9 protein-coding genes and 1 pseudogene are annotated in these 12,389 nt (G+C 61.9%); 2 read left to right on the top strand and 8 right to left on the bottom strand.

What is annotated here, in order from left to right; all coding sequences use genetic code 11:
- Nucleotides 1-2: 2 nt before the first annotated feature.
- The 7 genes and pseudogenes from ACXX81_RS13985 to oxdA all read right to left on the bottom strand — a co-directional run.
- A pseudogene (locus ACXX81_RS13985) lies at nt 3-329 on the bottom strand (PAS domain-containing protein); the annotation flags it as partial.
- 665 nt (nt 330-994) lie between these two features.
- Nucleotides 995-2,257, bottom strand: a complete 1,263-nt coding sequence (locus tag ACXX81_RS13980; RefSeq protein ID WP_458571907.1) for a GTP-binding protein — start codon at nt 2,255-2,257, stop codon at nt 995-997.
- On the bottom strand, nt 2,254-2,916 hold the full coding sequence (gene nthB / locus ACXX81_RS13975; RefSeq protein ID WP_209980711.1) for a nitrile hydratase subunit beta: 663 nt from the start codon (nt 2,914-2,916) through the stop codon (nt 2,254-2,256). The genes ACXX81_RS13980 and nthB overlap by 4 nt, the downstream gene beginning before the upstream one ends.
- Before the next feature lie 41 nt (nt 2,917-2,957).
- Entirely contained in the window at nt 2,958-3,551 is a 594-nt protein-coding gene (gene nthA / locus ACXX81_RS13970) for a nitrile hydratase subunit alpha (RefSeq protein ID WP_209980713.1), read from the bottom strand.
- Nucleotides 3,552-3,629: 78 nt separating this feature from the next.
- Nucleotides 3,630-5,144: an amidase gene (locus tag ACXX81_RS13965; protein ID WP_458571906.1), complete on the bottom strand. Its 1,515-nt coding sequence runs from the start codon at nt 5,142-5,144 to the stop codon at nt 3,630-3,632.
- 153 nt (nt 5,145-5,297) lie between these two features.
- A complete protein-coding gene (locus tag ACXX81_RS13960) occupies nt 5,298-6,167 on the bottom strand; it encodes a transporter (protein ID WP_209980717.1) in 870 nt (289 codons plus the stop codon).
- Nucleotides 6,168-6,254: 87 nt separating this feature from the next.
- Nucleotides 6,255-7,313 (bottom strand): aliphatic aldoxime dehydratase, encoded by a 1,059-nt coding sequence (oxdA, locus tag ACXX81_RS13955; protein ID WP_458571905.1) that lies wholly within the window; start codon nt 7,311-7,313, stop codon nt 6,255-6,257.
- 559 nt (nt 7,314-7,872) lie between these two features.
- Between oxdA and ACXX81_RS13950 the strand changes: the two genes are divergently transcribed.
- Both ACXX81_RS13950 and ACXX81_RS13945 read left to right on the top strand, forming a co-directional pair.
- Entirely contained in the window at nt 7,873-8,808 is a 936-nt protein-coding gene (locus ACXX81_RS13950; RefSeq protein WP_209980721.1) for an AraC-like ligand-binding domain-containing protein, read from the top strand.
- A gap of 144 nt (nt 8,809-8,952) precedes the next feature.
- Nucleotides 8,953-9,579 (top strand): TetR/AcrR family transcriptional regulator, encoded by a 627-nt coding sequence (locus ACXX81_RS13945; protein WP_209980723.1) that lies wholly within the window; start codon nt 8,953-8,955, stop codon nt 9,577-9,579.
- 20 nt (nt 9,580-9,599) lie between these two features.
- Here ACXX81_RS13945 and ACXX81_RS13940 read toward each other — a convergent pair whose 3' ends face one another.
- Nucleotides 9,600-12,356, bottom strand: coding sequence for a beta-glucosidase (locus tag ACXX81_RS13940; RefSeq protein WP_458571904.1), 2,757 nt, complete (start codon nt 12,354-12,356; stop codon nt 9,600-9,602).
- Nucleotides 12,357-12,389: the final 33 nt, after the last annotated feature.

The following is a 12,389-nucleotide window of genomic DNA, read 5'->3' as shown; positions in this document are numbered from 1 at the left end:
ACCCGTTGCGGTGAACCATCCGCTGCGCGGCGCGTCTGGCCACGCCCGCGAAACCAGCGGTAGGTGCCGTTTTGGTGCTTGAGCCGATAGTCCACATCGAACGGGGTTTTGCCGCTGCGGTCCTCGACATGCGCCACAAATGCCGCGATGGCCCGTGCGCTATCCTCGGGATGCAGGCGCGAGGTCCAGCTTTCCAGGGTGTTGGGAAACTCCTCGACCGTGGAGCAGCCCAGCAGCCGGCGCATTTGCGAAGACCACCAGATGATATTGTTCGGGTTCGCCGGATCGCCGGCCACCACCTCGATATCCCACAGCCCGTCATGCAGCATTTCGCGGGAGATCTCGAAACGCGCAGCCGTCAGTTCGAGTTCCGCGTGCCGGGTGTACTGTTCGTGAATGTCCTGCAGGCTTCCGCCCACGGCGACCGCCACGCCTTGCGCATCGCGGCGCGAATGACCGCGCAGCCTGCGCCAGCGATAGTCGTCTCCCGGAACGGGCGCCATGCGCACGTCCAAGGCAAAACCTGTACGCCCGCTGCGATCGGCCAGGTGCCGCTCCAGGGCTGCCGGAAAGCGTTGCCGATCAGCCGGGTGCAGCTGTTCAATCCACCGCGCCACCGAGTCAATCGATGGGTGCTCGGGCGAGCAGCATCCGCTCCAGCGCACCGTACAGGTCGGTGCAAGTGTGTTCCCGTCCAGCTCAAGCTCCCAAAACAAGGCATCAGTCCCTTGGGTGATCAGCGCCAGGCGGTTTTCCAGTTGCTGCAACAGCTTTTCGCGCGCGGCAAGGCCTGTGCTCAATTCGGCGACATCCAGCGTCAGCGTGCGCGCCTGCTCCTGCAGGGCGCGCCGTTCCTGCAGCAGGTGCTCGACGCCTGCCAGGATGCGTCGCAACAGCGGGTTGCTCGACGATAAAGGTGTGCTCGCCTGGTCCGGCTGGTCGAGTCTGTCGGCGAGCGGCGCCAATACCCAGCGGCTGGTCCGGTTGAAAAAAATCATGCAGCACCTCCTTGAATGGGATCCACCGCCGGGGCGACTGCGGACATGGCAGCGGCATCAAATGCGGCCGCCCCCGGCAGTGCCTGCCAGGCCGGTGGGCCGGCGGCGATTTCTTCGACGCTCAGCAGGCAGTTGTCGAGTTCGCGCTGCAACCTGTCCGTGTCCATGCCCTGGCCAATGAAGACCAACTCCTGCCGGCAGTCGCCGACAATGCTGTCCCACTTGGTCATGAGGCTCTGCAGGCGGTATTCGTCTCGCGGCCATTGCGCCGGTTCGACGAAGTGCCACCAACGGCCGACATAGTCCCACTGGAACTGCCTGGCGCTTTGCACCAGCAGGCCGGTTTCCAGGTGACGGCTGGCCAGCCAGAAATAACCCTTGCTGCGCAGCAAGCGACCGTTGCACCAGGGCCGCTGGAGAAAGTCGAGCAAGCGCTGTGGATGAAAAGGCGCGCGCTCGCGGTACACCCAGGACGTCACGCCATAGGTATCCGCCTCGGAAGCCGCTGCGTCGACAGCGTCCATTTTCTTCATCCAGCCCGGCGATGCCGCCAGGCTGGGCAAATCGAACAGATGGGTGCCGAGGAGGGCGGCCAACGCCACCCGACCGTGGGCCATCGGCAGGATGCGTGCGGACGGGTTGAGGCTGGCGAGGATCGAGCGCAATGCCAGGTAATCCTGCTCACCGATCAGGTCCCGTTTGTTGACGAGAATGACGTTGGCGTATTCCACCTGTTCGATCAGCAGGTCTGCCAGCGGGCGTGCAGGCGCGCCCTCGGTATTGTCTTGCGCAACGCTGTCGCTCGATTCCAGCAGTGCTTGAAACTGGCTACCGTCGACTACCGTCACCAGGGTGTCGAGCCGCGCCAGTTCGCTGAGGCTGAAGCCTTCTGTGTCGAGGAAGGCGAAGGTCTCCGCGACCGGCATCGGCTCGGAAATCCCGGTGGATTCAATCAGCAGGTAATCGAAACGCTGCTGGCGTGCCAGGGCGCTGATCTGCTCAAGCAAATCGGCGCGCAGCGTGCAGCAGATACAGCCATTGCTCATCTCGATCAGTTCATCGCTGCCACGCTGCAGCGATACGTCGCGCTGCACTTCCTGGGCATCGATATTGACGTCGCTCATGTCGTTGACGATCACCGCCACTCTCAGGCCTTCGCGATTGCGCAGAATATGGTTGAGCAGGGTGGTTTTTCCGGCGCCGAGGAAGCCCGAAAGTACCGTCACCGGTAGTCGGCCCGACTGGGCGCCGGTCATCATGCGTTCACCGCTTGTGCAGGGCTGGCCTTGTCCAGGTAGCCTTCGAAAAGGTCGACCACCACGAACCCATCATCCGCCGCGTCCCCCCACAGGTCTTTCACGCGGAACTCGACGTGGTAGGTGGGCTGATGCGCCGCGCTCGTATCGCCATGGCCAATTGCGTCGGGGAACGGCCACTTCGCCGATGTGCGGTGCAGCACCACACCCTCTTTGCCACGCACGTAAGCCGGCATGCGCACATGCCCTGCCACGTACTCGTCGCGAACCACCACACGGTCGCCCACGTCGAACGGCGGCCGCCCGGTCAGCGCCGCGCGACCTTTGGCATGGGCGGGGTTGGCCAGCTTGAAGTGCGAGCCCAGCGCCTGATCGAGCTCCGCCTGGGTGATCACACCGGTTTCGACCAGCAGGGTGGCGGTGGCAATGACATAGCGTTCGTAGTATTGGGTGCCCACGTGTTGACGCACGTCCAGGCGTTCGACGGCGTGACGCACTTCGTCCACGCTGAACTTCTTCAAGTGATCGACGCCGATGAACATCAAGCTGTAGGCCAGGTGCTCCCAGTCCTGTTTGAACACCGGTGTGTAGCTCAGGCTGTTGATGGTGTGGGGGATTTTGCCAAAGCCCTGGAAACCGCCAAGATCATGAAAGCCATCCATTGTGCATACCTCTGAAAAGTTAACGGAACAACGCGTCTCGGCTACGCTACGTGGGGCAGCGCGACACCGATCAGCACATCCTTGGTGATCAGTTTTTGCAGCGCCTCTTCATCCATGGCCTCGCTGCCCTGGGGCCTTACTGGCAATACCAGGTAGCGGGTTTCGGCGCTGGTGTCCCACACCTTGACGGTGACTTCATGGGGCAGCTCGGTGCCCAGTTCGCGCAGGACAGTGCGGCCTTCACGGACCAGTCGGGCACGGAATTCGAAGCCCTTGTACCACTCCGGCGGCAGGCCGAGGACGGGCCAATTGGTGCAGGAACACAGGCTGCAGACGATGACGTTTTTCAGTGTCGGGGTGTCTTCAAGGGCGACGATGTATTCGCCCTGTGGGCCGGTGTAGCCGAACTGCGCGCAGGCGGCGGTGCCGTCGCGTAGCAGCAGCTCGCGAAACGCCGGGTCCACCCACGCCTTGGCCACCACCCGTGCGCCGTTCTCCGGGCTCCATTCGTGTGCCATCAGCTGTGTCATCTGTTCTATGTAACCGTCGGGAATCAGCTCCTTTTGCTTGAGCACCTGAAGTAACGCCTGTGCTCGCTCGCCTGGGGTCGAAGTGGTGTGGTCATGGGTTTTCATCGTTGGACTCCTCATCATTGAGCTTCGAAGCAGCGACTGATGGCTTTATTGTTTTTGCGCTTCACGGGGGCGAATCGATTACAGGGTTTTCCAGTCGACGGACGCCTCGAAGGCGGCGGCTGCCTGGTAGATCGTGCCTTCGGCGTAATGCTTGCCCACCAGCATCATCCCGACCGGCAGGCCGTCCACCAGGCCGCAGGGAATCGACATGGCCGGATGGCCGGTGATGTCCTGGGCTGAGGCATTGCCGATCATTTCCAGCGCGCGGGCCACGTATTCGGTGATTGAGCAATCGGCGTGCGGATGGGGCTGGGCAACGATCGGCACGGTCGGCAATACCAGCAGGTCATAGCGCGCCAGTGCCGCGTCATAACCGGCCCGCGCCATGCGCCGCAGGTTTTGCGACTTGGCATAGAAACGCCCGTTGTAGCGATCCAGGCCATATTGGCCGATGAACATGCACATCTTCAGGGACGCCGACAACGTATCGGCCTGCTCGCGCCATTGCGCCTGTTTGTCGAGCAACGCGACGTCATACAGACCTTGCCAGTTAAAGCCGGCCCCATTGCCGTGCATCATCTGCATGGTCAGGCCTTCACAGCCGATGGGCAGCCACAGCGAACCGGCGATGGCGTGTTCGGGCACCGACACCTCTTCGACCTCTGCGCCCAGCCGCGCAAGTTGGGCGATGGCGTTGCGTACCGAGGCGGCGACGCGCGGGTCCTGGTTCGCCAGTGCGAAGCCTTCCTGCAGAATGCCGATCCGCAGCCCTTGCACCCCGCGCTGCAGATAGTCGCTGTAGCTGTCGACCCGCGGCGCGGCCTGGCGTGGATCGAGCCCATCCGCGCCGGCCATGACCTCCAGCATCAACGCGTTGTCGCGCACCGTGGCGGTGACGGGGCCGGCATGGTCGATCGTCGCTTCGATGGCCATGATGCCGGTGTAAGGCACCAGGCCATGGGTCGGCTTCATCCCGTAGGTGCCGCAGAATGCCGACGGAATCCGGATGGACCCGCCCTGATCGCCGCCGACCGCCAGATCGGCTTCGCCCGTGGCAACCAGCGCCGCGCTGCCGGACGACGAGCCGCCCGACGAAAAGCCCTGGCGGTAGGGGTTATGCACCGGCGCGGGGTCGGAGGTGTGACTGCCACCGGACACGCAATAATGCTCGCACGTCGCTTTGCCAATGATGGTTGCCCCCGCATCCAGTAAGCGGGTGACGACCGTGGCGTCGAACGACGGCACGAAGCCCTCCAGCGGCTTGGCACCATTCATCATGGGCACGCCGGCCAGCGAGATATTGTCCTTGAGGACGACCGTTTTGCCCGCCAGCTTGCCGGTGCGGGCACCGTTGACTTCGGTGCGTACATACCAGGCATTGAGCGGGTTGTGCGCCGCCGAGGGGCGATAGCCCGGCGTGCGCTCGTAGCGTATCGGCGGAATGCAGTCAGGCAGCGAATCGATCAGGTCGTAGGCGTCGAAACTCGGTTGCATCAGGGCCAGGTATTCGCTGGCCTGTGCGTGGTCGAGCTGCATGTGCAGGTTACCGGCGATATCCAGTAGCTGCTCCAGGGTAGGGCGAACGATTGCCATAGTGAGGCTTTCCTTATCGTAAAGGCCTGTGAGCACGGCGTGCTCGGCAAAAAAAATCAGTGGGCCTGGAAGCCAGGATAATCCCGGCCGACCCGCTCGGGCTTGGCTGAAAAAGACAGCGGCTTGGTTGAAACGGACAGCTCTCTGTCTGTCTCAAAACACGCGCGCGTAACGCAGGTTCATCCGAAAGTTTTCCCTGGGGCCGTTCTCCACCGAAAGGTCCTTGCCCAACTGCAGTTGGATCTGGTCCTGGGCGGTAAAGAATTTGGTGGCCGTCACGCGAAAGTTGGTCGTGCCCATTTCGTTGTCCTGGTTGACGTGTTCGATATGGGTCTCGCCGGCCCAGGTACGCCCAAAGCCTAAGCCGAACGCGGTCGTGGCGTCAGGCATGTAGCGTCCCATCACCTGCGCCGCGTAGGACACGTCCTGCTTGAGGCGGTCGCCATTGGCACCGAAATCGGTGTTATCGCCATACCAGGTCGCGCCGCCTACCAGGTCCATCGCCCAGTGTTCAGTGAAGTGCTTGACGTAGGCGCTCTGCAATTCGAACTTCCAGCGGTTCTCACCGATGTTCAGCGCGTCGTCCTTGTCGTAAGTGCCGGTGGGCACATACACATAGGGCGCGATGCTGAGGGTGTCGCGGGCGTCGTTGAGCCGCCACTTGAGCGGCGCCGTCAGGATCAGGTCGCCGATGCCGCGCGTGCTGCCCAGCGCCGAGGCATCGCCGCCGGTGGACACGTGGCCGAAGGGCAACAGGAATTGCGGGTCGATGGTGAGCGTGTCGCTCAACGCGTAAACATGCAGCAGACGCAGGATGCCAACGTCCGAGTTCAGGTTGAAGTCCGAGCTGGCCTTATGGCCGTTGGTATACGCCGAGTTCGTGGTGGAGTGCTGGTAGTAAATCGCACCGATGGTCGCGCCGACGGGGTATTGCTCGTAATCGCCGGGGGCCACCTCGACGGCGTGCGCCTGCAGCGTGGGCAATACGGTGGTGAGTGTCAGCAGACGGATCTTGTTGTTCATCGCGTATTCCTTGCAAAGGGGGGCCGTGCCGCCTGAAAAAGGCGGCAAGCGAGCTGAAGTCCGGGTGGGCTGTAACGCCGCTGGGGCTTAGGCTGAAGCCGCTTGCGCGTCGCGCAGCATGCCGGTACACGGGTGGCAGTTGATGTACTCGAACACCTGGCTTTTGGCGTCCGACACCGACACTTCGTGGTACAGGCGCAACTTTTTCAAACCGGCGGCCACGCGGAAAAACGTCACGAAAATGCGCAGGTGGGTGGGGTGGGATTCGGCCCAGCGTTCGAGTTTTTCGAGTGAGCGCCAATGGCCGATGTTGTAGCTGACGTCGAGGAAATTGCCGTCCATATCGATATTGCGCACGAACCGATTGCTGTAGCAGCCAAGGGGTTGGCCGTTGTCGCGCAGGAAGTCCATGCCGTCCCGCAGCGTCGGCAGGATTTCATCGAGGTACAGTGAACGTTCATCCGCTTCGGCATCCGCCCAGTCCTGGCCCGAACGAATCAGCGCAATGTTGTCATGGCCCAGCACCACGACGCGCCCGCCTTTGACAGGGTCGCCTGCGACGATGCGCAGTTCATCGGACGGCTTCATCCAGTCCGTTTGAGAGATCGGAAAACGATCGCGCATCGAGCCCCAATAACCATGCTCTTCGATTTCCCCACTGGTGGCGTCCATGACCGCGCCGACACCCGGAAGGTTTTCCTGGAAGGCATACAGGGTTTCGAACTGCTCGGCACGTGGTGCGGTGATCTCACGGAAGTAACCCAGGCTCTCACCGAGACGCTCCGGCGCCGCCCACCAGCCATTCACCTCGGCTGAACGCAGCCAGCGGCAGTGGGCGGCCGGGTCTTTCCAATAACCCACGACAATCAGATTATCGAAGCCGCTGTTGTCGGTGTGGTGGGTCAAATCGTGGGTCTGCGGGCCATCGGGCAGGCTGAAGCTGCTCACGATATGCCGCATGGCCTGCAATGCAGCCTCGCGTTGCGCCTCGCCTCGATATTGCACACCCAGGTAAGCCATCACCACTTGTTGCAACTGCTCGTCAGCGCGTGCCACCCACATCGGAAACGGCGGCTGGTACTCCTCGGGCACGCGGCGAGACAGGGTGCGCGGACATTTGAGATGTTTGTCGATTGCAGATTCCATGTTGAGCTCCTGGTTATTATCGTTCAGGCATACGGTTCAGGCTTGGCGGTCCCGCGGTTGTCCGCGCTCGGTGACCTGCCGGCGATGCAGCAGCTGCATGACGCCCCATTCGATCCACCAGCAGGTCGACTCTTCCGGCACGAGGTCGCGCTGGTGCAGAAGCCAGGATGAGTCAGACAATCGTTGCGCAGAGTGTGGATGCATGGTGTGCCTCATCAGCGGGGGTATGAGCGGCTGTGAGGCAGAAATTAGGCTGGCTGGCGATAGGCCGCTTTGTTCGTCAGGACAACTGTTTGGCTGGCAAGGACAACACGGCATTGACGGCTCGCCACGAACGGTTTTGGTGCGCGCACGGCCAACGCCTGAAGACCTTTGCGTCCAAATGGGGAGGGTTTGCTTTTCACCCACCCTGCCGCGTGGCGGTGACTTGCAGAGGAGTGACGCGCTTGACGCTCTGCGGGGCCAGGTGATTTCGCCTGGCCTGTTAATTGCTTGATTGCGTTCAAAAACCAATGACAACTTATCGAACGCTTACTGCACCGGTACCGAGGGACGTGCCATGAACTCAACCACTCAGTATTCGACCCTTGCCGTTTCGGCACCTCGTCGCTTCGATTATTGGAAAGAAGTGGTATGCCGCCATTGCCTGGCGGCCGATAGCCAGCCCATGTCCCAGAGCAGTTTTGACGGTGCGCTCGCAGTCAATCCCATGGGCGCTCTGGATATCTGTTCGTTGTCCTCACCCCTGCATTATTGGGAGCGCTCCGCCGGGCATTTGCGCAGCGGTCCGGCTGAAGATATATGGCTGGGTTTCTCTCGAAACGGCTATGGCCAACTTGAGCAGGGCGGGCGCAAAACAACCCTGTCGCCTGGCAATTTGTTTCTTTATGACGCAAATCAGGCATTCCGATTCAGCTTTGGTGGTACCGAAAACCACCTGGTCCGAATCCCGCGAGCGCTGCTCACCGAGCGCCTGCCACGCATCGCCGACTACACGGCCATGGTCCTTGATGACCGGCGCCCCGGCGTCATCCCATTGCGTGAAATGCTGCGACAGGCGTCAAATACGTCGGCTTCGTTGCAGGATGCGAATATCTCCACCCGTTACTCAAGTGCCATGCTCGATCTGCTCGTTATCAGCCTTGAACTCCAGGACCTCAAGACGACTCACGAGGAACTGGATCTCTACGGCCGCATTATGCAGTACATCCAGCGGCACCTGACCGAGCCGGATCTTTCGATTGAAGTCATTGCCCAGGCCCACCACGTGTCGACCAGAACCGTCACCCGCGCCTTCGCTCGCTATCAGAAAACGCCGGTCGCAGAGATCTGGAAAGAACGCCTGAATGCCAGTCGCGAAGCGATTGAGCGCGGCCAGGTACGCAGCGTTTCCCAGGCGGCGCTGGACTTCGGCTTTTCCGATTTCTCGCACTTCAGTCATGCGTTTCGAAAGGCATTTGGGGTTGCGCCCAATACCCTGCTGCATCGAACGTAAGGCGGCGGTGTTAACCGACTCCACCCGTGCAGGCATTCATGATCGCTGCCCGGCGTTTCTCGCCTGCTGAAAAGCCCCCCGCGCTTTATTTGCGACCCGCCAGCAATTTGGATACGGTGCACGTCTGCCCACAAGGACGTCCCCATGATCAAACCTGCCCCCAAGACCCGCCGCGCGCCCAAAGGTGAAAAACGCCGCGAAGAGCTGCTCGACGCTGCCTTGCAGGTGTTTTCCCTGGAAGGCTACAGCGGTGCATCCGTGGCCCGGGTGGCGGCGATTGCCGGCATCTCAGTGGCCGGCCTGCTGCATCATTTTCCCAGCAAGATTTCATTATTGATGGGCGTACTGCAGCGCCGCGACGAGGTGAATCAACGGATTGCCGACGAGGTGCGGGCGGAGAAATCGCTGTCTGGATTGCTTGGCAGCCTGCGCGCGATCAACCGCTCCAATGCCAGTGCGCCGGGCGTGGTGCGGGCCTTCACGATTTTGAATGCGGAAAATCTGCTCGACACTCAACCCGCCTGGACCTGGTTCCAGGAGCGTTATGCGGGCATTCAGCAGCGACTGCACGGGCAGTTTGCCGATCTGGTAGCGATGGGGGAGGTGCGTGGGGATGTGGACCTTGCCGGGCTCACCGAAGAGATCCTGGCCATGATGGACGGCCTGCAGATCCAATGGCTGCGCTTTCCCGGGCAGGTGGACCTGGTGGCGCGGTTTGATACTTACATCGCGCGGGTCGATGCAGCCATCAGGTTCGTCCCTGAACCGTGATCTATCCCTGAATCAGCCGATCAATTGCCGGCTGCGCTGCCCTGGCTGCTGTCATCGGACATGTCGTAGCCATCACCTTCGCTGGTGTCGCTGTCGGTATTTTCGTTCTGCTTGAGCACGCCACCGGTCTTCACCTTTGGCGCTTCACGCAGCGTCGAATTGAGCGCCGAACGCGGCAACGGGTTGCTGCTGGTGGTCGGCAGTTCCTGGCGGAACGAGTTGACCAGTTTGGCGTTCAGGCGGATGTCCTGGGACGATCCACCCACCGACAGGTTGAAGCTGTCGGCATCCACCACCCACTGCTTGCTGGCCTCGTCAAAGTAGGCCAGCGAGCGGTCGTTCAGCTCGATGGTCACGCGCTTGCTTTCGCCCGGCTTGAGGAACACTTTCTTGTAGCCCTTGAGCTCTTTGGGTGCGCGTTCAACCTTGGGATTGTTCTGCCCCACATACAGCTCGGCCACCTCGGCACCGGCGACCTTGCCGGTGTTGGCCAGGTCGAACGACACCTTGATCGGTGCGCCGGCCACCGCGACCCCAGGGGTCACGCTGATGTTGCTGTAGCCGAAGGTGGTGTACGACAGGCCGTAGCCGAACGGGTAGAGCGGCTTGATGCCTTTTTTCTCGTAACCGCGATAGCCGACGAACAGGTCATCCTTGTAGCTCATCTCGGCCAGGGTTTCCTGGTTGTCGAACTTGGGGAAGGTCGCGTAGATCGGGTTGTCTTCGATGTTGCGTTCAATACTGATCGGCAGCTTGGCCGATGGATTGACCTTGCCCAGCAGGATTTCCGCCAGGGCCTGGCCGCCGTTCTGGCCAGGGTAGAACGCATGCAGCGCGGCCGGCACCTGGTCGATCCAGTCGCTCATTTTCAGCCCGGTGCCGCCGTGCAGGGTCACCACGGTGTTCGGGTTGACCTTGGCGATGCTCTGGATCAACTGACCCTGGAACTCCGGCAGGTCGAAGCTGTGGTCGAAGCCTTCACCTTCGTATTCACTGCTGTTGCCGGCGGCTACCAGCACGGCGTCGTACTTGGCCAGGTCCTGCGGCGCAACCAGCGACGCCCAGCTCATCTGCACGCCAACCAGGCCGCCCATGGTCGAGAGGTAGCCGTTGCGGCGCGAGTACTCGAGCTTGATGTCCACCGGCTTGCCGGCTTCCAGGTTGACCTTGGCGAACACGGGGATGGTCGGCGGGATGCTGTTGTTCGGCAGCGGCTTGCCGTCGCCGTTGTCGAGCACCTTCTTGCCGTTGACGTAGAGGCGTACCGCACCGTCGGCGCGAATCTTGAACACCTGTTCGCCGCTGACGGTCGGGGTGATCTGGCCGCTGTAGCGGATCGACGTGGCCGCCGTATCGCCGTTCACCGGCAGGCTGTCGGTCGACCAGTCCAGGTCAACGTGCTGATCGGTGCGGCTGGCCGCCGGGTCGCCGGACCAGTTGGTGTTGCTGAAGAACTCGGTCTTCACGCCTTTGACGCTGTTGCCGTTGCCGTCCAGATGGGTCCAGTTCGAGGCGGTCGGGTCCAGGGACAGACCGTCGATGAACTCGACCTTGGCACCCGGTGCCAGTTGCTGCAGGCCGCTCAGTTCGCTGACGTAGTTGGCCGCCATCACGTTCGCGCTGCCGAAACCGGTCGGCGGTGCGTACTTGGCGAGGTTGCCCACCACGGCGATGGTCTTGACCTTTTTCGCGTCCAGCGGCAGCAGGTTGTTCTGGTTCTTCAGCAGCACGATACCTTCGCGCGCGGCGTTCAGCGCCACGCGGTTGCTGGTGGCGCTGTTCATGTTGTGGCTGGTCAACGGCGCCTTGCTGTCGAATTTGTACAGGTAGATCTGCTTGAGGATGCGGCGCACCTTGTCATCGATGGTTGCGCTGCTGAGCTCGCCACTGTCCAGGAACGGCTTGAGCACCGTGCTGTTCATCTGGTAGCCCATCATGTCCAGGTCGGTGCCGGCCTGTGCGGCAGGCAGGCCGTTGACCACGGCGTTGTAGTCGCTCTGGACGAAGCCCGGATAGCCCCATTCGGTTTTCAGGATGTCGTGGATCAGGTGCGAGTTTTCGCAGGCGAATTCGCCGTTCACCTTCTGGAACGCACACATCATCATCGCCACCTTGCTGTTCTTCGAGGCGGACTCGAAAGGCGGCAGGGTCATCTCGCGCAGCACGCGCTCGCTGATGGTTTCGTTGAGGTGGAAGCGGTTGCTTTCCTGGTCATTGGCCGCGTAGTGCTTGGCGTTGGCCCACACCCCGCGTGACTGGATGCCGTTGATCAGTGCCGGGCCGAGGCTGGCGCCGAGGAACGGGTCTTCACCGGACAGGTACTCGAACGCACGGCCGCTGTAGGGCATGCGGTACAGGTTCATGCCGGGGCCGGTGACGAACTGGTAACCACCGCTGGCGGTGTCGTAGCCCAGGGCGCGACCCACGTCGATGGCGCGGCGCGGGTTCCAGCTGGCTGCCAGGTTCGGGCCGGACGGGTACACCACGCCCTGGGCATTGCCCTCGCTGGTGTAACGCACGCCCACGCCGCCATCGGCGCCGTGAATCTGCGGGATGCCGTACTGGCTCAACGGCTTGACGTCCCAGCCACCGGTGCCGCCGATGTAGGCGAGTTTTTCTTCCATGGTCATTTTGGCCAGGGTTTTATCCGCGGCCTTTTCCGCGCGGCTCACGCGGCCTTCATCCAGCGCCGGGCTGGTCGCCGCGTGCACCTGGGATACCGCCAGTGCCAGCAGGGCAAAAGCCGACTGCGCACCGATCATCTTGCGTTTACTCATGGGTCTCTCCAGTCACTGTTTATTGAACATGGC

It is taken from the genome of Pseudomonas sp. GNP013, assembly GCF_054343995.1.
The sequence above is the reverse complement of the archived record's forward strand: the minus strand, read 5'-3'. Positions and strand labels throughout refer to the sequence as shown.